23 protein-coding genes and 1 pseudogene are annotated in these 20,572 nt (G+C 63.7%); 8 read left to right on the top strand and 16 right to left on the bottom strand.

Annotated features, from left to right (window positions below):
• Positions 1 to 305: IS110 family transposase (locus tag VF34_RS10550; RefSeq protein WP_045841396.1), on the bottom strand; the 305-nt coding region annotated here is incomplete at its 3' end.
• 281 nt (positions 306 to 586) lie between these two features.
• Positions 587 to 1,456: an SMP-30/gluconolactonase/LRE family protein gene (locus VF34_RS10545; RefSeq protein WP_027494282.1), complete on the bottom strand. Its 870-nt coding sequence runs from the start codon at positions 1,454 to 1,456 to the stop codon at positions 587 to 589.
• Between the two features lie 55 nt (positions 1,457 to 1,511).
• Between VF34_RS10545 and VF34_RS10540 the strand changes: the two genes are divergently transcribed.
• Entirely contained in the window at positions 1,512 to 2,258 is a 747-nt protein-coding gene (locus VF34_RS10540) for an amidohydrolase family protein (RefSeq protein WP_032364983.1), read from the top strand.
• Here VF34_RS10540 and VF34_RS10535 read toward each other — a convergent pair.
• Complete coding sequence (locus VF34_RS10535; protein WP_032373690.1) at positions 2,255 to 2,737, bottom strand: DUF456 domain-containing protein; 483 nt, start codon at positions 2,735 to 2,737, stop codon at positions 2,255 to 2,257. The two genes, VF34_RS10540 and VF34_RS10535, sit on opposite strands and share 4 nt — an antisense overlap.
• 42 nt (positions 2,738 to 2,779) lie before the next feature.
• Here VF34_RS10535 and VF34_RS24315 point away from each other — a divergent pair, with 42 nt between their 5' ends.
• The gene (locus VF34_RS24315; protein WP_155289524.1) at positions 2,780 to 3,475 is read left to right on the top strand and encodes a CPBP family intramembrane glutamic endopeptidase; all 696 of its coding nucleotides are present in this window, start codon (positions 2,780 to 2,782) and stop codon (positions 3,473 to 3,475) included.
• 10 nt (positions 3,476 to 3,485) lie between these two features.
• Here the strand turns inward: VF34_RS24315 and purT are convergent, their stop codons facing one another.
• Entirely contained in the window at positions 3,486 to 4,682 is a 1,197-nt protein-coding gene (gene purT, locus VF34_RS10525) for a formate-dependent phosphoribosylglycinamide formyltransferase (protein WP_032373689.1), read from the bottom strand.
• A gap of 95 nt (positions 4,683 to 4,777) precedes the next feature.
• Between purT and VF34_RS10520 the strand changes: the two genes are divergently transcribed.
• Complete coding sequence (locus VF34_RS10520; protein ID WP_032373688.1) at positions 4,778 to 5,854, top strand: CaiB/BaiF CoA transferase family protein; 1,077 nt, start codon at positions 4,778 to 4,780, stop codon at positions 5,852 to 5,854.
• 84 nt (positions 5,855 to 5,938) lie between these two features.
• Here VF34_RS10520 and yczR read toward each other — a convergent pair whose 3' ends face one another.
• Positions 5,939 to 7,420, bottom strand: coding sequence for a MocR-like transcription factor YczR (gene yczR, locus VF34_RS10515; protein WP_032373687.1), 1,482 nt, complete (start codon positions 7,418 to 7,420; stop codon positions 5,939 to 5,941).
• A gap of 90 nt (positions 7,421 to 7,510) precedes the next feature.
• On the opposite strand from yczR, the gene VF34_RS10510 reads away from it, so the two are divergent.
• Entirely contained in the window at positions 7,511 to 8,035 is a 525-nt protein-coding gene (locus VF34_RS10510) for a methylated-DNA--[protein]-cysteine S-methyltransferase (protein ID WP_032373686.1), read from the top strand.
• A gap of 71 nt (positions 8,036 to 8,106) precedes the next feature.
• Here VF34_RS10510 and VF34_RS10505 read toward each other — a convergent pair whose 3' ends face one another.
• The 7 genes from VF34_RS10505 to VF34_RS10475 form a co-directional block, all read right to left on the bottom strand.
• The gene (locus VF34_RS10505; RefSeq protein ID WP_032373685.1) at positions 8,107 to 8,547 is read right to left on the bottom strand and encodes an LGFP repeat-containing protein; all 441 of its coding nucleotides are present in this window, start codon (positions 8,545 to 8,547) and stop codon (positions 8,107 to 8,109) included.
• Between the two features lie 469 nt (positions 8,548 to 9,016).
• Positions 9,017 to 10,573 (bottom strand): signal peptidase I, encoded by a 1,557-nt coding sequence (locus VF34_RS25280; protein ID WP_197077455.1) that lies wholly within the window; start codon positions 10,571 to 10,573, stop codon positions 9,017 to 9,019.
• The gene (locus tag VF34_RS25865) at positions 10,573 to 11,121 is read right to left on the bottom strand and encodes a SipW-dependent-type signal peptide-containing protein (protein WP_141214979.1); all 549 of its coding nucleotides are present in this window, start codon (positions 11,119 to 11,121) and stop codon (positions 10,573 to 10,575) included. Before VF34_RS25865 ends, VF34_RS25280 begins: the two co-directional genes overlap by 1 nt.
• Positions 11,122 to 11,135: 14 nt before the next feature.
• On the bottom strand, positions 11,136 to 11,696 hold the full coding sequence (locus tag VF34_RS10490) for a signal peptidase I (RefSeq protein WP_032371489.1): 561 nt from the start codon (positions 11,694 to 11,696) through the stop codon (positions 11,136 to 11,138).
• A complete protein-coding gene (locus VF34_RS10485; protein ID WP_032371490.1) occupies positions 11,696 to 12,280 on the bottom strand; it encodes a hypothetical protein in 585 nt (194 codons plus the stop codon). Before VF34_RS10485 ends, VF34_RS10490 begins: the two co-directional genes overlap by 1 nt.
• Positions 12,281 to 12,322: 42 nt before the next feature.
• Entirely contained in the window at positions 12,323 to 12,859 is a 537-nt protein-coding gene (locus tag VF34_RS10480; protein WP_032371491.1) for an alternate-type signal peptide domain-containing protein, read from the bottom strand.
• 413 nt (positions 12,860 to 13,272) lie between these two features.
• Positions 13,273 to 14,562, bottom strand: a complete 1,290-nt coding sequence (locus VF34_RS10475; RefSeq protein WP_027494295.1) for an adenylosuccinate synthase — start codon at positions 14,560 to 14,562, stop codon at positions 13,273 to 13,275.
• Positions 14,563 to 14,765: 203 nt separating this feature from the next.
• On the opposite strand from VF34_RS10475, the gene VF34_RS10470 reads away from it, so the two are divergent.
• From VF34_RS10470 to VF34_RS10460, 3 genes are all read left to right on the top strand, one after another.
• Positions 14,766 to 15,431, top strand: a complete 666-nt coding sequence (locus tag VF34_RS10470) for a hypothetical protein (RefSeq protein WP_027494296.1) — start codon at positions 14,766 to 14,768, stop codon at positions 15,429 to 15,431.
• Positions 15,428 to 16,201 (top strand): site-2 protease family protein, encoded by a 774-nt coding sequence (locus tag VF34_RS10465; RefSeq protein ID WP_045841402.1) that lies wholly within the window; start codon positions 15,428 to 15,430, stop codon positions 16,199 to 16,201. Before VF34_RS10470 ends, VF34_RS10465 begins: the two co-directional genes overlap by 4 nt.
• 117 nt (positions 16,202 to 16,318) lie before the next feature.
• A complete protein-coding gene (locus VF34_RS10460) occupies positions 16,319 to 16,786 on the top strand; it encodes a pyridoxamine 5'-phosphate oxidase family protein (protein ID WP_032382205.1) in 468 nt (155 codons plus the stop codon).
• Here the strand turns inward: VF34_RS10460 and VF34_RS10455 are convergent.
• The 3 genes from VF34_RS10455 to VF34_RS10445 all read right to left on the bottom strand — a co-directional run bounded on the left by VF34_RS10455 (position 16,776) and on the right by VF34_RS10445 (position 19,332).
• Entirely contained in the window at positions 16,776 to 17,705 is a 930-nt protein-coding gene (locus VF34_RS10455; protein WP_027494299.1) for a cation diffusion facilitator family transporter, read from the bottom strand. The two genes, VF34_RS10460 and VF34_RS10455, sit on opposite strands and share 11 nt — an antisense overlap.
• Before the next feature lie 78 nt (positions 17,706 to 17,783).
• Positions 17,784 to 18,878, bottom strand: a complete 1,095-nt coding sequence (locus VF34_RS10450) for an FUSC family protein (RefSeq protein ID WP_032371495.1) — start codon at positions 18,876 to 18,878, stop codon at positions 17,784 to 17,786.
• A gap of 37 nt (positions 18,879 to 18,915) precedes the next feature.
• Complete coding sequence (locus VF34_RS10445; RefSeq protein ID WP_027494301.1) at positions 18,916 to 19,332, bottom strand: DUF3151 domain-containing protein; 417 nt, start codon at positions 19,330 to 19,332, stop codon at positions 18,916 to 18,918.
• A gap of 148 nt (positions 19,333 to 19,480) precedes the next feature.
• On the opposite strand from VF34_RS10445, the gene VF34_RS10440 reads away from it, so the two are divergent.
• Positions 19,481 to 20,182: an Rv0361 family membrane protein gene (locus tag VF34_RS10440; RefSeq protein ID WP_045841401.1), complete on the top strand. Its 702-nt coding sequence runs from the start codon at positions 19,481 to 19,483 to the stop codon at positions 20,180 to 20,182.
• 91 nt (positions 20,183 to 20,273) lie between these two features.
• Here VF34_RS10440 and VF34_RS10435 read toward each other — a convergent pair.
• A pseudogene (locus VF34_RS10435) lies at positions 20,274 to 20,572 on the bottom strand (IS481 family transposase); the annotation flags it as partial.

Raw genomic sequence — 20,572 nt, 5'->3', positions numbered from 1 at the left:
TTGCCGTGAAAGCGCCGCGAGCGGCGGTCGGTGCGGTCGACATCGACGACCTCGAGGCCCGCTGCGAGCAGGACCGTGGTCAGCGCGGAGCCGTAGCTTCCGGTGCCTTCGATTCCGACTCGGACGACGATGCCGGTCCCGATCAACCATGCCAGCAGTGCGCGGTAGCCGGCGCCGGTTGCCGGGAACTCTCGGTCGCAGATTTTGCGGCCGAGGTGGTCGATGATCGCCGCGTGGTGGGTGTCTTTGTGAGTATCGATGCCTGCAATGACGGCGAGGCTGACATCGGGTGGGTTTTCGGTCATGCTGGACACTGGTTATCCCTTCGACAGGTGACCACGCACCGGCCGGGACGGCGGACAACACAGTGACGGGACTCTTTGGTCAGGCTCCTATCAAGTCACTCCGCCCACCGGTCGCGTGTGAACGATGTCCGTCGAGGCGAAGGCCGACACATCACATGAAAGACAGCCATCGGCGTCAGAGCGGAAACGAGTCATACCTTCCACCTCGACGAACAACTCCAGTATCACTGAGTGGAAACGCGTAGCAGGCTACGAGTTTCCACTCACATGCGCGGAGCGCTCTACACCCGAACCGCCAGCAGCTTTCCCTCGGTTTCGATCTTGCGTTGATGCTCGTTGAAATCGGGTGCAGCGCAGACGAACAGCGTGCGGCCGTCGGATCCGCCGAGTCCGCACGCGAACACTCCGAGATCGAAGTCGAGCTGCTCGAGAACCTCTCCGCCCGGCGCGACGTGCAACACGCGCTGACCGAGTGCGTCGGCGATCCACATCGTGCCGTCGGTGTCGATGCAGCAGCCGTCGGCAGCCACCTTCACCTCACTCATGGCCGTTGCCATGTCCGTCGACGACGGCAGTTCACCGAACGTCGCCCAATCACGCCGCTCCCCCAGTGATCCGTCCTCGGCGATGTCGAAGGCACTGACCCGGTTCCCGACCGTCTCGTCGACGAGCAGTTCACCGGAATCGGTGAACGCCATTCCGTTGGGGAAGTACAGGTCCGAGGCCACGACGTGCGCGGACCCGTCCGGGTCGACGCGAATCAGATCTGCCGTCTCGACGGGCGCGAAGTTCATCAGATCGAACCCGAAATTGCCGATGTACGCGCGTCCCTGCGCGTCGACGAGCATGTCGTTGAGGTTCGCCTTCACGTACGTCGACAGATCGGCATGGACGGTCAGCGAACCATCGTGCTCGCGTAGTAGCAGTTTGTAATCGCGCATCGAGACGATCAACAGCCGGCCGTCGGGTAACCAGCCCAGGCCCGACGGCTGATTGGGCACCTCGGCCTCGACTCGCACATCGGAACCGTCCTCGAGGGCGGATACGACGCGATGACTGTAGAAGTCCGATACCCAGATCCTCCCGTCGTGCCAGCGTGGACATTCGAAATACGTGTATCCGTCGAGAACGACGGTGGTCTCCGGTTTCATATTTCGCATTCAAACACCGAGCCAGGTCGCCGCGACGGCGAATCGGCGAGCTGGCATGCTGGGACCCGTGTTCGACGCCCACCTACACATCATCGACCCCAGATTTCCGCTGATCGAGAACCAGGGATACACGCCGGATCCGTACACCGTCTCGAACTATCTCTACGACGTCGACGGGCTCGGGATCACCGGCGGTGCCGTGGTCACCGCATCGTTCCAAGGCACCGATCAGAGCTATCTGTTGGCCGCACTGGAGACGCTCGGACGCGGCTGGGTGGGGGTGGCTCAGCTCGATCCGGAGTGCACGGACGAGGAGATCGTCGCCCTCGACGAGGCAGGCGTGCGGGCGATGCGATTCAACCTCAAACGCGGTGAAACCGACGTCGAGATGCTCACCACGCAGGCCCGACGCGTGCACGAACTGGTGGGCTGGCACGCCGAGCTGTACGTCGACGCGTCGTTGCTGCTCTCGCTCGAGCCGATCCTCGCGAAACTACCGGCGGTGAGCATCGACCATCTGGGACTGTCGACGCAGGGACTTCCCTATCTGTTGAACCTCGTCGACCGCGGAGTACGCGTCAAGGCAACGGGATTCGGGCGCGTGGACCTCGACATCGTCGATACCCTGCAGCAGATCCACCGCGTGAACCCGGAGGCACTGCTGTTCGGCACCGACCTGCCCGGTACACGAGCCCCACGGCCGTTCTCCGAGACCGACATCGACATCATCTCCGGGGCCGTCGGCGGCGACCTCCCCGCTGTGCTCGACGGTAATGCCCGGGCCTGGTATCGGGTCCCCTAGATCAGTACTGCTCCCCCGAGCCACACGGCCGAGGCGAGCAACGCACCGAACAGCTCCACCAGGATGGACAGCCCGGCCGCCTTGGTCGCATGCACGGTCGATCGCCAGGCCTCGGAATGGTTGCGGTGCCTGGGTAGTTCGGCCACGTAGACGCCGGCGATGAAGCCGATGAAGAGCCCGACGACCGGGATGACGAAGAAGCCGACGATGCCGAGCAGGCCGCCGACGATCAGCGACCGCATCGGCACTCCGGCCTCCCGCATCCGGCGGCCCGGCCAGGTGTACTTCACGACGCCGCTCAGAACCAGCAGCACCGTCGCGATGCCGAACACCGTCCACGCGGCGGTGCTGCCGGTAACCCACGCCCACACTGCAACAGCCGCGAAGATCAAGATGGTGCCCGGCAGGACGGGCACGACGATGCCGACGAGTCCGACCAGAATCACCAGGCCGACCAGTATTTCTCCGAGAGCGCTCATGGTGGTCAAGTGTGCACGCCGATCGCCGGTAAGTTGACGCCTGTGCCCCGAACCGCGACTTTCGAACGTCCCGTTTCCGGCGGCGACGCCCTGCTGTCCATCGGCAGCCTGCTCATCGGTGCCATCGCTGTGGTGGCCGCGGTCGTGCTTCTCGTCGGTGTGTTCGACCTGAATTGGGTACTCGGCTACGCCATTCCGCTGGCGACGGCGGTGTTCGCAGTTGCCTTGTGGCAGTCGCTGAGTCGCCGCGGCTGGACGTGGAAGGATCTGCAGCTCACGTCGGGTCCACGCTCACTGTGGCACCTGCTGTGGGAAGTGCCCGTCGCGTGGATCGCCGCCATGAGCGTCGGCATTGCACTCGCCGGCGCTGTCGGCATAGCTCCCGCCTCCGATGCCGGCGGAAGCGCGTCGACTCTCGACGCACTCGACGTGGGTGTGGTCGCCGGAACCCTCACCATCGCCTGCACTGTGCTGATCGCACCGGTACTCGAGGAAGTCCTCTTCCGTCGGGTGATCTTCGGGTGGTTCGACACCCGAACACGATGGCAGATCGCGGTTCTCGGATCCGCGGTGTGCTTCGGGGCCGTCCACGTGCTGCCCGCCATCGCGCTGATCATGGTCTGCATCGGCTCTGCTGCGGCCCTGCTGGTTCGACTGCACCGATCGTTGATTCCGGGCATCGCACTGCACACGATGAACAACGCCGTTGCTACCGCAGCGGTGGTGGCCGCAATCTAGACGGCGCGATCTAGACGGTCGGTCGAACCTTGCCTGCTGCCTCGCGGGCCCGAGCCCGCGCAGTCTCGATGTCCGACGCCGTCGACACCGCAACACCCATTCGCCGCCGGACGAAGCTGGCGGGCTTGCCGAACAGTCGAAGGTCGGTTTCGGGAACCGCGAGGGCATCGGCGACGCCTTCGAACGAGATTCCGTCCGCATCGACACCGCCGTAGATGACCGCCGACGCTCCCGGGGAGAGCAGCGTCGTGTCGATCGGTAGCCCGAGAACGGCGCGGGCATGCAGCTCGAACTCCGAGAACCGTTGCGTACGAAGCGTTACCAGGCCGGTGTCGTGTGGCCGGGGGCTGACCTCGGAGAAGTACACGTTGTCGCCCTGCACGAACAGCTCCACGCCGAACAGTCCCCGACCACCGAGCGCCGTCGTGATTCTCTCGGCCACTTCGCGCGCCGACGCGAGTGCCGCGTCGGACATCGGTTGCGGCTGCCAGGATTCGATGTAGTCGCCCGACTCCTGCAGATGGCCAATCGGCTCGCAGAACGAAGTCCCGTTTATCGCGCGCACGGTGAGAAGTGTTATCTCGTAATCGAAATCGACGAATCCCTCGACGATGACGCGGCCCAGGTCGACTCGACCGCCCTTCAACGCGTAGTCCCACGCCGTTTCGACGTCGGCTTCGCTCCGTACCACCGACTGCCCCTTGCCGGACGAGGACATCACCGGCTTGATGACAGCAGGGAAGCCGATGTGGGACAACGCTTGTCGCACCTCGTCCAACGAATCGGCGAACGCGTACGGCGAGGTCGGCAGGCCGAGCTCCTCGGCCGCGAGCCGCCTGATTCCTTCGCGATTCATCGTCAATTGTGTTGCACGCGCGGTCGGAATGACCACGGAGCGTCTTTTGGCCTCCACCTTGGCGAGCGCATCGGTGGCAATGGCTTCGATCTCCGGGACGACGAAGTCCGGCTGCTGAGCGTCGATCAGCGCCAGCAGCTCTTCGGGATTGCTCATGTCGATCGTGTACGCGTGATGCGCTACCTGATGGCCCGGGGCGTTGTCGTAACGGTCGACGGCAATCACCTCGACACCGAGGCGCTGGAACGCAATGATGACCTCTTTGCCCAGCTCACCTGCTCCGAGGAGCATGACCCGGGTGGCACCGGGCGTGAGTGGAGTACCGATGCGGACGGGTTCTGGGGCAGTCACAGCCCTATTATCCACACCCACATCACTTGGACGCCCTAGTACAAGTTAGTCTCCATTCACAATCGCAGCTGACGAGTCGGAACGAGGCAACAAACGTGGCTAACACTGGTGGACCGCTCGCAGGGCTCCGCGTCGTCGAACTCGCCGGGATCGGGCCCGGTCCGCACGCAGCGCTATTGCTCGCCGACCTCGGCGCAGACGTCGTCCGCGTCCAGCGCGCCGGACAGGTCTCTCCACACGATCACCAGCTGCGCAGCCGCACCATCGTCGAAGCGAACCTCAAGGATCCCGCCGACATCGAGAAGGTCCTCGGCCTGATCGAACGCGCCGACGTCCTCATCGAAGGCTTTCGCCCCGGCGTCACCGAACGGCTCGGCCTCGGGCCCGACGACGCCCTCGCCCGAAACCCGCGACTGGTCTACGGCCGCATGACGGGCTGGGGGCAGGAAGGCCCCTGGGCACAGACCGCCGGCCACGACATCAACTACATCTCCGTCACAGGCGTCCTCAACGCTATCGGCCGCGACGGCGAACGACCGGTGCCACCGATGAACATGGTCGGCGATTTCGGCGGCGGATCGATGTTCCTCGTCTTCGGCATCATGGCGGCACTGTACGAACGACAGAATTCGGGACAGGGCCAGGTCGTCGACGCGGCCATGGTCGACGGCACCGCAGCACTGTCGCACATGATCTGGGCCTGGCGAGGCGTCGGAGCATGGAGCGACGACCGCGGCGTCAACCTGCTCGACACCGGCGCGCCGTTCTACGACACCTACGAGACATCGGACGGCAAGTACATGGCGGTCGGGTCCCTCGAACCGCAGTTCTACGCCCAGCTCGTGACCGGTCTCGGCCTCGCCGATGCAGACCTACCGTCACAGATGGACAAGCCGCGCTGGCCGGAACTGCGCGAGACGTTCACCGCGACATTCCTGACCAAGACCCGCGACGAATGGGCCGCGATCTTCGACGGCACCGACGCCTGCGTCTCCCCCGTCCTCACCTTCGCCGAGGCTCCGAACCACCCACACATGAAGGACCGAGACTCGCTCATCGACATCGGCGGCGTGACGCAGCACCGTCCGGCACCGCGGTTCTCGCGCACCGAAAACGGCGTCCCGACGCCACCGCCCGCCACCGCCACCGACATCGCATCCGTCTGGGCGTAATTCTTTGCGCCGAACTCGAAGTTATGGACGCTTTACGGCTGATTCTCGTCCATAACTTCGAGCTCGCGGTCAGAACACCGCCGCTCAGAACACCAGGGCCGGCTGTTCGGATTCGACGCTCGGTGCCAAGGCTCGATACGCCGCGGCAGTGGCCGCAACCGCAGCCCGAAGCTCCTGCGGCTCACGGGTGTACGGCAGCCGAAGGTAACGCTCGAACGCACCCTCGACCCCGAACCGCGGACCTGCGGCCAATACTGCCCCGAACGCGGGCGCAGTAGCGGCGAGCGCACTCGACACCGGAGCGGGGAGCTGAAGCCACAGCGACATCCCGCCCTCCGAGCGCCGGTACTTCCACTCCGGAACATGTTCGGCCAGGGCATCTTCGAGCACATCTCGACGCTCCCGCAGTTGGGATCGACGGACCTCCAGCGCGGGTTCGGCGTCCTGCAGCAGGAACGACGACGCCAATTGATCGACGATCGAGGTACCGAGGTCATGTGCTGCTCGCGAGCCGGCGAGCTGCGAGACGAGCGAAGGATGCGCTCTGATCCACCCGATGCGCAGACCGCCCCAGAACGACTTGGACGCCGAACCGATCGTGACGATATCCGAACCGGACACCCGTCCGAACGATGCGACCGGTGGCGGCGGTGGCGCATCGAGCCACAGGTCCACCATGGTTTCGTCGACGATGAGCGTCATTCGGGTGTCTCGGGTGATGCGCGCGAGCTCGGCGCGCCCCTCCGCGTCGAGCACCTGCCCGGTGGGGTTGTGGAAGTCCGGAATCAAGTACGCCACCTTGGCGGCGGTTTGCCTTGCGGCACTGCGGATTCCGTCGAGATCCCAATCCCCTTCGACGGGACGGACCGGCACCGGCACCGGCCGGGCACCGACGCGCCTGATGGCCTCGAGTGCATTGGGATACGTCGGGTGATCGATCAGGACGCGGTCACCGGGCGAGGTCAGCGTACCCAGTAGCAACCGAACCGCCTGCTGCGCACCCGAAGTGACCATGATCTGGTCGGCAGTGGTGGGCAATCCACGTTCGACGAAACGCTGCGCGATGGCCTCCCGCAGCACTGCGAGTCCGATGGGCTCCATACCGTGAGTGGGCAGATACGTCGGAAGTGCCTGCAGCGCAGACTCGTACGCTGCCGTCATGGTTCCGTCGGCCGCCGACATGGCCGCATGGCTCATATCCACCACCGGACCCGACGGCGACGTCGACTGAATCAACATGCCGTTGGGGGTCGGCGCGGCAGGCAACGCCACAGTGCTGCGCGATCCCTGCTTGCTGATGAGATAACCCTCGTCACGCAGCACCGAATACGACGAGGTGATCGTGGTACGACTCAGATCGAGAGCAGCGGACAGATCGCGTTCACTCGGCAACCCGACACCCAACGGGATGCGGCCGTCGTGAATGAGCAGTCGAACCCCGTCTGCGAGAGCCCTGTACGTGGGACGGGAGGCCTTGCGCCTGCCGGATCCATCGGCCGACGCGTCGCCGCGCCAGCTTCCGAGATCTCGTGCCAGTGACGTTGCATTGAGCACTCTGGAGGCCATACAGCCCATATTCACCCACTGGCATCGAACTTTCAAGTCCATTGGGCGTTCGACTGGACTGCCTGTCGGCGTCCGGTGGATACTCGACCCATGCCGAGCAGCACCCTCTTCGACACGGCCATCGGGCGATGCGGTCTTGCCTGGAGCGCGGACGGCGTGATGGCCGTGGCACTACCCGAGCCGTCGGACGAGGCGATGCTCGATTACCTGGCCGGCTTCGCCGCTGACCTAGGTCCGGTCGACGCTCTCGCCGAGGACGCGATCGATCGAATCGTGGCGCTCCTCGCCGGGCGCGCCGTGGACATGAGCCCGATCCCGTTGGTGCTCGAGGTTTCGGCGTTCGACGCCTCGGTCTACACCGTGTGCAGCGCGATTCCCCGGGGCGCAACGCTGACGTACGGAGACATCGCGCGTCGACTCGGGGTGCCGGGCGCGGCCCAGGCGGTGGGCGGGGCACTGGGCCGAAACCCGGTACCGATAATCGTTCCGTGTCATCGCGTGCTGGGCGCGGGCCGAGAGGTAGGCGGCTTCTCCGCTCCCGGCGGGGCGAATACGAAACAACGAATTCTCGGCATCGAAGGCGTCACCGGATTCGACGAGCCGACGCTGTTCTGAATTCATCGGTAATCGCTAAAGATACTCTCGACCGAATAAATAGATGAAAAACAGGACTGAAGTTGGCTTTGTCAGCCAGATATGCCGACCGAAGACATCGAGGCGTCGACAACGGAGACCGTCGCGGCGTCGGGACCCGGACTGACATCAGAATCCTCTTCTGTACCGCCGATGGTGAATGCGCCCGTATCCGGTAGCCAGCCGATCGCTCCCCGCTGGAACAGGTTGTAGCGTCCGGAACCGGTGGGCGTCGGGCGCTCGTTGCTGATCGGATAGCCAAGTGCGCCATAGGGTCCGCCGTGCGAGAGGTACCACTCCAAGATTGGTCCGTGTACTTCGTGCGCACCACCCTCGGGGAGAGCGAACACCATCGCGTGGGTGAACTCCAACATGCCGCCACCCTGAGGACCGAGCATGAATTCGCCAGTCTGCGCCCCGATCCACGAGTGTTCGTAAGCAAACCGATCGAATTGGTAGCTGAAAACTTCCAAGCCATTGTAATTTTCAGTCATCGACCGGCCCTCCGTCGCTTTACTTGCCCTCGATTATCCACCCGTTTCGTGGACGCGCACTTCGATTCGGAGATATATGTGACGTCTCCGCTATTGGAGAAGGGCGAGAATCTCGGCGGGGACCTCATCCGTCGCTGCGGGGTCGACCACCGTTCGAGACCAGGCGCAGTCGACATCGACTCGCGCCTGCGGCCGGTCTACGTACACGCCGAACGAGGCGCGCCCCCTACGATCGCTCCAAATCGCGGGTAAGCAGGTCCTCCGCAATGGACCTCCGGTCATACGCGATCATCGAGACCTTGCTGTCGGGTCTGACCGACGGACCTTTCGCGCACATGCCCTCGGCATCATGAGGCGCGGACTCGGCGTAGGTACAGCGGAGCGATCAGCACCACCTGCAACCCGCCGCCGGAACCGTGGCAAGAGGCCGGCACACGAAGCCCAGCGGGATGACGTCGGTGGATCGGGGCTAAAGCAACGCGGCGATGTCCGACGGTAAGTCAGCGGTCGATTTCGTACTCGAAACAAACGTGCCATCACCTGACGGAGCCAACTGCACCGGAGCAGATTTCTCCGAGAGGATGTACAAGCTGCCGTTGGAGGACCACACTGCCCCTGTACCGTAACGCTCACTCGACGACACTGGGTATTCGTACACGATCACCTCCGCGGGATCGGTTATTGCCAGCACACCTTGTGCGACACTCGCTGTGTACTCACCCGAGGATTTCGGCGAACCGGGTGAGACAAATGCGCTTGCTGGAGGGGCTGGCGGAAGCGCCGGCGTCTCAGGGACGGCAAGTCCGGGCTCGACTGGTTCAGGGACAATCGGTGCGGGAACGACCGGTTCGGTGGGGACGGTCGGTGCCGACGTCGTCGTCATTGGTGGCACTTCCGTAGCTTTCGGAGGCGCAACCGTCGTGGTCGGTGTCGTGGTCGGTGTCGTGGTCGCTGTCGTGGTCGATGCCGCGATCTCGGGCGAGGTCGTGTTAGCCACCGAACTATCGATCGTCGGCGACGGTATCGGCACAGCTTGCCTGCTAGCCGACGCGGTGGCGCTGCCGTTGCAATTCACACCTAGAAAAGAGGTGATTGTCTGGGTCTGTTTCCCGGGCGAGACCCACTGCCCAGCAGTCGATCGAACGTCTGCATACGAAGTTCCGCCCAACAATGCCCCGAGAAGTCCGGAAGTCACCACCGCGGTGGCGCTACCGGTCTGCGGCACCGTGAAAGCCATCGGGGCCGTGGAAGTTGTACCTGCAGCATTCCGAACTACCACCTGAAACCCGGTGACCGGAGCCACGGGACGGCCGATGGTCAAAGTCACCGATCTTGCCAACGTCCCACCGCCCGAGCAAACCAGTCCTGTCGGGTTGGGTAAGGTACCGGCTGCTAGCGGCCCCGGCCGAACCGTGGCAGTGTCCGATAGAGCAGCCTCAGTCATGTCAGGATGCGCATACCCCATTCCCAGAGCGGTCGCACCAGCAGCAACAAGTGCAATCCCGGTGGACAACGAGTGCCTGCCGCTCGGCGTACGTGGCGCACTCGGCTCCGGACGCCATGCGACATACAATAAGAATGCTGCAAGTCCAGCGCCGAGCACCCAGGCGAACGGCGTGGTGGTCCACGTTGCTACATAGCCGCCAAAAGGCACATGCGCGAAAACTCGATCGGCTTCGGTAATTGCATAACTGTCGGCATCGACGTCCGCATTTGCGTCACCTTTGAGGAGGACCGACACAGAGTTTCCGGTAAAACCCTGAATCTTGTTGACTCGGTGCGTAATACGCGATCCATCCGTACGGTTGATGCTCACGATATCGCCGACCGTCAGCGAAGACGCCGGTACGGTACGCGCCAAGGCCAAAGATCCCGTATCAATGGCGGGGCTCATCGACCCGGAACGGAATATCAGCGGTGTGATGCCGAAGAAGACAGCGCACACAGCGAAGACGAAGCAAATAACGCCTAAGAGCGCACCGATATTGAGCGCGGATTCCCTTATCATTTGTCTCGACTTGGCCATCAAGCCCCCGTCGCAGTAAAGAGAAGGCTGACGTTCCCCGTCGAGCTCTGCGCGCTAGCAGGGGCATCCGGCGACAGTCGCAGACTTACGCACAGAACTTGAACTCCGCTTGTGGCGGCCAGGGGTGCTGCCACAGGAGCAATCTGTAGATTCGCGGGCAAAGGGGCGAGTGATGGCGTGACTGCAGTGCCGTCAGTGCACGGCGCAGTCACACTTCCGTCCTTCCTGACAGTTACATCGAAAAATGCGCCGAGACCAGTCCCGGTAACAGCGACGGAGTACGAGAAATTTGTCGACCCGACGTTGCGGACAGTGAATGCCCCTGAGGTAATCGAACCGGGAAACAACCCGGTCAGCGGTGCAGACGCGTAAGTCACCGGATCGTTCGAGTTGTTGATGGTTATGTCGACAGTTCCGGTTGTGAACTGACCTGACGTCGCAACTACAGTCGACGACCACGCGGCAAGAGTGCCCACGGCACCGAGGCCCAGAACCATCCCGAGCGACAGAAGCGCACGAACGCGAGTACTGGACAGGACGTTGAACACCGGACGGAGAAAGCTCACGACTGCAGCTTTCGCCGCGACCGGTCGATCCCTGCGCTCGCAAACTGATAGAGCGCGAATGCAACCAAGCCGCCCGCAATCACGTATACGGCGGTCGTTCGGCGCTCACCGGTAATCCAATTATTCACGTACCCGAGGTACGGAATGCTGTACCAAACACTTCCGCGGATTTGCTCGGGCTTGACCGGGCTCTCATCAGGACGCGGATTATTGTCGCCCTGCGTTGTGTAAACCCGCCTGTTTTCTGCGTCGAAACCGACGGCGACGATCCTGTGCGTTATCACTTCGGGCAGTCCGGACGCAATTTGGTATGTGACGGGTTCGCCGATGCCCATCGACTGCACGTCGCCCGGCTTGACGACGATCAAGGTTCCAGGTGGATACGTCGGTTCCATCGATGAGGTCAGAACTGTGTATGCCTGCGATCCGCTGACCTTCGGCACAACCACGGCTGCAAGGAGGATCGCCACCACACAGAACAAGAGAAGCAAGGACATAACGTTGACGATCCACCAGCGGAGCCCGGTCTTCTCGCTGGTCTGCTCAGCGGTCGTCATTACTTTTGCACCTGCTCTCCAACAATGGTGAATTCATGTCTGTACGACGACGACACTGACGTCGAGGCGGACACCAACGTCGACCGCACACACAGCACCACTGCCTGATTGGCCTGAATGGTCTGCTCCAAGATCGGCGTTCCGACGGGGACGATTGCAGGCGACGACGTGCTCGCGGAAACGCTGACTACGGACGGGCCCGACGGCGCACTGGTCGTCGTGCAAGCAGCAACAGTCGTGCCGATCCGGACGTCTACGGCGACTTGCACCGGCGTGGCCGGCGCCACCGTAGCCGGCGTCAATCCAATCCTGCTCACTCTGAACCGCAGCGGGACGTTGCCACCGTTCCTCAACACCATCGCACCCTGGCCGAATTCACCGGGTGCAATCAAAGTTTTGGCGAGGTTGTCGAACTGGAAAACCTGGGAGGTCGTAGTCGAATCTCCACCCGCAAAGAGAGTCAACGTGCCCGCTTTGACCGACCCCGCGTTCATCGTCTCTTGGTCGCGCCACAGTGCGCCGGTAGTCTGCACTGACCCAAAGGCCAGGACAGCCACCGACGCAACCGCAATACCGAGCCACATTGTCTTGACTCTCGGTCTGAGTTTCGACACGAACCGAAATGACTACGGACGTGTCTGCTGAAGATTCAGCTTGAACGTCGACAAATTGATAGTGCCGTTCTGACCGACCTGATTGGCGGTTTCCCTATCGAAGGTGACCTTCGCCGACACCGTGATCGTCTGTCCGGCCTGAGCGGAGGTAATTGTGTTGGATCCGGTCGAGTTGGTAACCACGACCGGAGCATTGACAGCAGTCAATCCGGAAGTGCCGTCGTACCTCACTGCGGTCAGGGGATCAGCCGTCAACGTCGCGGTCAGATTGTTACCGGTGGCGGTGACTACGAATGTTGCGTCGTACTGCAGGATGTCGCCGGGTACCATACGGAAGCTGGCGATCGATGGGATCGGGGTGCCAGGCGCACCCGCCGAAATGTCTCTCCATCCCGTACTGGTACCGGGAGCGATGTCGAGAATACCTGCAGTCACGGTGCCACCGTCGACGGTTTCGCTATCACTCCAGAGCGCGTAGGACCCGGCACCGCCGAGCAGGAGCACGCCAGCGGCAGCGGCAGCGAGCGCGCCCTTGGTTGCCTTGTTCATTCGTTCTACTTTCTTCGGTGGCCACACGGGGCCGAGGGGGGTGATCCGATCGGATCGTCGGCCATCCGAAGAGGCCTCCGCAATTGGTGCGATGCTCATTGTTTCGCCACGTCTACCTGGCCTGTTACCCAAGTGAGGGTAAAAGTCCAAGAGTTTTTTCGGCCGCTCGTTTCGTACTCTGAGTTTACAAGTCGAGATCGACTGTAACGCAGAGTCGCATCGGTAATCGGTCGAATTGGGGGCAGTTCGACGGCTGTTTCGCAGTGACCACCCGTCGATAGAGTCATTTCGGCGCAATTGGCAAAACCACAGTTCGTTTTCAACCCACAGCCGATGTGAAAGGTCCAGTCCGTCCTCATACAGCAAAAAGCCCCGAGGCAGTGCGCCTCGGGGCTTTTCGATAACGGGTTCGGCTACCGCAGAATGTCTCGACGGACGATGGTTTCGTCGCGGCCCGGTCCCACACCGATGCACGACATGTACGCACCCGACAGTTCCTCGAGACGCAGGACGTAGTTCTGCGCGTTGATCGGCAGTTCCTCGAATGTCCGGGCACCGGAGATGTCTTCCCACCAACCGGGCATCTCTTCGTAGATCGGCTTCGCATGGTGGAAACCGGTCTGCGTCATCGGCATTTCGTCGTGACGGACGCCGTCGACGTCGTAGGCGACGCAGATGGGCACGGTGTCCAGGCTGGAGAGCACGTCGAGCTTGGTCAGGAAGTAGTCGGTGATGCCGTTGACGCGGGTGGCGTACCGAGCGATGACCGCGTCGAACCAGCCCGTACGTCGGGCGCGACCGGTGGTGACGCCCACCTCGCCGCCCTGCTTGGCCAGGTACTCACCATGGTTGTCGAACAGCTCGGTCGGGAACGGACCGGATCCCACACGCGTCGTGTACGCCTTGAGGATGCCGAGCACCGTGGTGATCTTGTTCGGGCCGATGCCCGAGCCGACGGACGCGCCGCCTGCCGTCGGGTTCGACGACGTCACGTACGGATAGGTGCCGTGGTCGACGTCGAGCAACGTGCCCTGCGATCCCTCGAGCAGAATCGTGTCGCCGCGCTCGAGCGCGAGGTTGAGCTGCAGGCGCGTATCGGTGATGCGGTGCTTGAATCCCTCGGCCTGCTCGAGCACCTCGTCGACGACCTGCTGTGGATCCAGCGCCCGGCGGTTGTAGATCTTCGAGAGCACCTGGTTCTTGAATTCCAGTGCGGCCTCGACCTTTTGGGTCAGGATCTTCTCGTCGAGCACATCCGCCGCACGCACACCGACGCGGGCGAGCTTGTCCTGGTAGCAAGGGCCGATGCCGCGCCCGGTGGTGCCGATCTTCTTGGCACCGAGGAACCGCTCGGTGACCTTGTCGATGGCCACGTGGTACGGCATGATCAGGTGCGCATCGGCGCTGAGCAGCAGATTCGACGTATCGACATCGCGCTTCTCGAGGCCGTCGAGCTCGGTGAGCAGCACACCCGGATCGACGACGACACCGTTACCGATGACGTTCTTGACGCCCGGCGTGAGAATTCCCGACGGGATCAGGTGTAGTGCGAACTTGTCTCCGTTGGGAAGAACGACGGTGTGGCCGGCGTTGTTGCCGCCTTGGTAGCGAACCACCCACTGAAGTCGTTCGCCGAACAGGTCGGTGGCTTTGCCTTTGCCTTCGTCGCCCCACTGGGCGCCGATCAGGACTATCGCCGGCATGTGCTCTCCTACGTTGCTTTCGTGCAAGGACGTGCTGCAGATGTACTCGAGCGAATGCAGCAGTCACCATTCGTCGCAGGCGCGACAGTGGCCGGGGGAACAGTCTAGCCGAGGCGGTGAGCTGGCCCGCATGCCGCTACGGTCGACGCCGAACGAGGGCACTATGGTCGTGACGAGGATTCATCGGAAGATCTAGGAGCGCCGTGACACCGTTCGTTCTGCAGTGCGGCAACCCGCTGCTGCCGATCACGCTGACCGACGTCCCACTGCGCAACGCCGACGCAGTACCGACCGACGACGACTGCAGCGCGATCTTCTCCGACATCGAATCCGCCCCCGAGCCACGCATCATCGTCCTGGGCGACGATGCGTCCCTCGCCGCGCTGCTGACGCGCCTGATGCGCACCGAACGGCTGCACGTCGAGGTCGCGTTCGTGCCGGAGAACGCAACCGACGCCGCGCACATCTACAAGCTGGGCACCGGGTCACGTGCCGCCAAGGTCGCCCTGACGGGTACGGCGTCGAGCACACCCCTCATCCGCGACGATGCAGGCAAGGCCGTCGTCGGGAGGGCTCTGCTCGGCGGTGCCGACGGAACCGACCTCGAAGGCGAGGCCTACGTCGACGACACCCGGTTGTTCTCCGGCGTCGTGCCCGGAGTCGAGGTGGCTCCCACCGCGGACATGCCCGGCCTCCGCGCACGCGTCGTCGGCCGTCGCCGATTTCTGCCGCGCCGCTGGGTCAGCGGCCGCGCCATGCAACTCGGCTCCCCCGCCGCCGAACTGACGCGCGACGGTATCGCCGGCGGCAAGGCGGTGAAGCGGTCGACCTTCTACCGCCACCATCAGGAGTGGTTGCTGGTCCGATGACCGTTCCGGTGCGGCGCAGTCCCGTACTGCCGAGCCCGATCTTCGTCGCGGTGCTCGCCGTCGCCGGAATCGGTGGTGCCCTTGCCTGGACGGCGGACGACGTCACGTCCGTCGCCGCGCGCATCGGAGTGTTCGTGCTTGTTCTCGCCGGGTGGATCGCGTCGGTGTGCCTGCACGAATTCGGCCACGCCTACACCGCGTTTCGAGCCGGTGATCGCGAAGTCGAGCTCCGCGGCTACCTGACCCTGAACCCGCTGAAGTACACCCACCCGCTGCTGTCCATCGTTCTCCCGGTGGTGTTCATCGCGATCGGCGGGATCGGCCTGCCGGGCGGCGCCGTCTACCTGCGTACCAGACAGTTCTCGGCGTCGCCCCAGCGGCGCATCGCACTGGCCGGCCCGTTCGCCAATGCAGTTGTGGCCGTGGCACTTCTGGTGGTCATCAGGCTGTTCGGTACCGACGGCACCAACGCCGCCTTCTGGTACGGGCTCAGCTTTCTGGCGTTTCTGCAGATCATGGCCACGATCCTCAACCTGATCCCGGTGCCCGGACTCGACGGATACGCAGCCCTCGAACCCTCGCTCTCACCCACCACCCGAGCGTCGCTGAACCAGTTCAAGGGATACGGGATTCTCGTCCTCGTTGCGTTGCTTTTCGTGCCGGCTGTCAATGCCGCCTTCTTCGGAGCGATCTACACCCTGTTCGGATTGTCGGGGGTCCCCGAGTTCTTCGCCGGCAACGGCAACTACCTGATGCGATTCTGGATCTGACAGGTCCAGCGGGAAAGAGTGCACGATATCGAACGCGATCGGCGGGATTCCGTCTGTTCGGGCAGGTTCCGTGCATTCCTGCCCAACACTGTCGGTGGTCGATCGCATAATGTGCGCATGACGACGTGGAACGAATTCTCGGCAGCGGCTCCGACTCTCGCGTCCGCGGTGCGGGCCCGATTCACCGCGCACAAGCACCATGTTCTCGCGACACTACGGGCAGACGGCTCACCGCGCGTCAGTGGAACCGAGGTGGAGTTCGTGGACACCGGGGTGCTGCGACTCGGATCGATGCTCGGTGCCGCCAAAGCGCGAGATCTACAGCGCGACGGCCGGTTCGCACTGCACAGCAATCCCGGCCACCACTCGATGGAGGGCGGCGATGCAAAGATCAGCGGAATCGCCGCAGAGATCACCGATCCCGCTGTGCTGCAACCGATATTCGACGCGGCTCCCGGCGAACTCGTGCCGTACCACGTGTTCGATCTCGACATCGGCGAAGTGGTACTGACGTCACTGGTGGACGATCACATGCAGATCGACATCTGGCGTCCGGGAACCGAGGTACGCACCGTCACCAGGTGAGCTCTTCCTTGCAGGTTCGGCCGTGTGCGGTCGGCTCGACCTGCACGGTGGCATGGTCGAGTCCGTAGGTCGACAGCAGCGAGCGCGCTCGATCGAGCACCATCGACGACGACCCCTCGCATTCCAGATGCACCGTGGCCACGTCCATTCCGGTGGTCAGGGTCCACACATGCAAGTCGTGCACTCCCGTCACTCCGGGAAGGGCGCTCAGATCTCCGGTCAACGCGTCCACGTCGACGTCGGCAGGACTCGCCTGAGTGAGGATGCGCAGTGCCGACCCGGCGAGCTTGATCGCACGCGGAACCACCCACAGCGAGATGAGCACGCCGACGACGATGTCGACCCAGGTCCACCCGAACACCAGCATGAGCACACCGCCCACCAACACACCGACGCTGCCGACGGCGTCGGCCAGCACCTCCATGTAGGCACCGCGAACGGCGAGAGAGTCCTTCGCATCGCCGCGGATGAGCATCATGACGACGATGTTCGCGGCAAGACCGGCCGCTGCGGTGAGAATCAACGGAAGACCGGGGATCTCGGGCGCATCGCCGATGCGAGATATCGCCTCGTACATGATGAACGCCGCAACGCCCAGCAGCAGAACAGCATTCGCGATTGCGGTGAGCACCTCGGCACGGTGCCAACCGAATGTCCTTGCCGCTGCGGCACTTCCCTTCCGCGCAAGGACGAGAGCGATCAAGCCCATCGACATTCCGAGTACGTCGGTGAGCATGTGGCCGGCATCGGCCAGCAGACCGAGCGAGCCGATGGCCAGCGCCACGGTCAGTTCGACCACCAGGAACACCACCAGAACGGCCAACGCCACGATCATCTTGCGAACCCGAGATCTGGGCGGTCCCGCGCCGTCGGGCGAATGACCACCCACGCCGTGGCTGTGTCCGTGACCCGCGCCCATGACTCCCCCTCGTGACTGCAACGACTTCAGGCAGTCACCATATGCGTACATACGCATATATGCAACGGTGTGCTCGGGTCACAACTCCGGCGGGACGTGCGGATGCTTGACCGTCGGCGGCAGAGTCGCCAACGCAGAGATGCGCTTGAGCCCGGCGACCTGCAACAGATCGACGATGATCGACCGCAACTGAGCGAGCACCACCGTCGCCGACAACCCGGCGTTCGAGATCAGTTCCGGCTTCGCTCCGGCAGCGACCGACCGCAACACCCGCGCGGCCTCCGCCGCATCCGGCTTCTGCCCCGGATCGGCGAGAATCATCTGGCGTAGGACTTCCACCGCGTGCGCCAGCTTCTCCACCTCGTCGACCACCCGCGGGTCCAGAATTTCGTCGTCGCGCACCAAGGTCAACGACCGCCGTGCCAGCACCCGAATATTGCGAACAGCGTTGTCGATGGGGTCGGCTGTCGCCGCCAGGGCCGCCAACCGAGTGCGATGATTCCAGTACATCGGAGAAATGCGCGCGATCTCCCGGCCGCCCTTGAGATCGGTTCGCAGAGCGTCGATGCCGGACTGCGTCGCCCGAGCCTTGCGCAACGCATCCTCGATGGGCTTCGGGTCGTTCGCCACTAACCCGTCGGCCACTTTCTGCAACACACTCGCCGCCGTCGCCAACACGTTCGCCGCATCCTTACGCGCCCGCCACACCGGATGCGTCGGAATCAACGCCACGATCGCGATGCCCACCAGACCACCGACCAACGCGTCGACCATGCGGTTGGGGCCACCCATGTTGCCGGGCGGAATGAGGGTCGCCACCAGCACCGCGGACGATCCGGCCTGCATGGCGATGATGGGGCCGCCGTCGAGGAACACCGCGGCCGACATCGCCAACACGACCACCAGCGCGATCTGCCATGGCCCACTGCCGATCAGGGAGATCAACAGATCGCCGACGCCGATGCCGACCGTCACGCCGGCCACCAGCTCGGCCGATCGGCGCAACCGCGCCCCGAGGGACACACCGAGCGAGACGACGGCCGCAATGGGCGCGAAGAACGGACGTTCGTGACCGACGAGATCCGTAGCGACGAACCACGCGACCCCGGCCGCCAACGCGCACTGCACGATGGGCAACAGCGACAACCGCAGCCGCTCGGTGCCCGCCTTCATCCGGGTTCGGCCACGCGCCCGGCTCGCGCGGGCCCGATCAGCCCAGGCCGAGCGCTTCCGCTGCTTTGGGGTCACAGTCTTCGAGGAGGTCGAGGCAGCGGGCGTACTCGTCGTGCTCGCCGATGTCGCGGGCGGCTTTGGCGAGGACTGCGACGCATCGGAGGAATCCGCGGTTGGGCTCATGGCTGTACGGGACCGGCCCGAATCCCTTCCATCCGTTACGACGCAACTGGTCCAGACCTCGGTGATAACCGGTACGCGCATAGGCGTACGCGGTGATGGTGGCACCCGATTCGAGAGCGGCCTCGGCGAGATACGCCCACGCGATCGACGCCGTCGGATGTGCCGCAGCAACCGTCTCGGGAGCCTCGTGATTCAGCAGTGCGGATTCGGCCTCGTCGTCGCCGGGCAACAGCGTTGGTTGAGGTCCGAGCAGATCACCGAAAGAAGTCATGGCGCTCATTGTGCCCCTACGTCACCCAATCGTGTCCGAACACCCCCGGCGGCGCTCACGCTGCGCTGCACACGCGGTCGATAGGCTGCCAGCTGACGAAATTTCGGACTTACAGCTTTCGAGGAATTCGGTGAACGAGGGAGAACGCATGCCGGACGAGAAGAACAATGCGACCCCCGAGGCCGACACGACCAAGATCGACCTGAACAAGAAGAAGCCGGCCGACGAATCGACGGACGCCTCCACCGAGAAGATCGCTGCACCTGCAGCCGATTCGCCGGTAGCTGCGCCTCGAAAAGCCGAGCCCCAGAAGATTGCGGCCCAAAAGATCGCGCCCAGAAAGATCGAACCGCAGAAAGCTCGGCCGCAGCAGGTCGGACCACGCCGCGTCGGACCGCCGGCTGCGGAACCGAACAAACCGAGTCACAAGAAGTGGTGGGCGGCTCTGGTGGCCGCGGTAGTCGTGATCGCGGCAGTGGCCGCCGGTGCGTACCTGCTGATCGACCGCACGAACGTCGAAGACTCCCCGGAAGCGCAGATTCGCACGACGGTCGAGTCGTTCACCAGGGCGCTGGCCGCCGGGGATCTGGCCACGCTGCGCAGCACGTCCTGCGGAGACCTGGCGACGTTCTATCGCGACATCCCGGACGCGGAGTTCGCCGACGTGCATCGGGTGTCCGTGGAGCAGGGCAACATCCCCACCGTCGACAGCATCGACGCCATCCAGGTCACCGACGACTCCACGGCGATCGCCCAGGTCATCGCCCACACGGACGCCAACCCGAACGATCGTTCGCCGCGCACCTTCGACCTGAGCCTCGACGGCGATCAGTGGAAGGTGTGCAGCTGAGTACCCATGTGAGTGGAACTTCGTAGTGGGCTACGTGTGCTGTCTTGATACATGTGGGACACGGGTGTCTCGATACATGTGAGACACGATTCTAGGCTGCGGGGCGGTGGAGTTGTCCTTGGTAGCGCTTGTCGGTGTTCAGGTGCAAGTGGCCGAGGACTTCTCCGCTGGCCGTGTAGGTGGTGATGTGGTTGCCGTCGCGCAGGACGGTCACGCGAGTGTGTGCGTGGGGCCGTCCGACCGAGATCGTGTGGTCGCCGACGGAGATCACGCCGGAGCCGGAGACGGAGTGGGTGCCGACTGTGGCGTCGACCTGGGCGGGTAGGTGCTGCGGGCCGCCCAGGGTTGTTGCGCGGTTCCATGCCTGCTGCGGGGGCATGTTCACGGCAC

Source organism: Rhodococcus sp. PML026 (assembly GCF_000963615.1).
Lineage (GTDB): Bacteria > Actinomycetota > Actinomycetes > Mycobacteriales > Mycobacteriaceae > Rhodococcoides > Rhodococcoides fascians.
The sequence above is the reverse complement of the archived record's forward strand: the minus strand, read 5'-3'. Positions and strand labels throughout refer to the sequence as shown.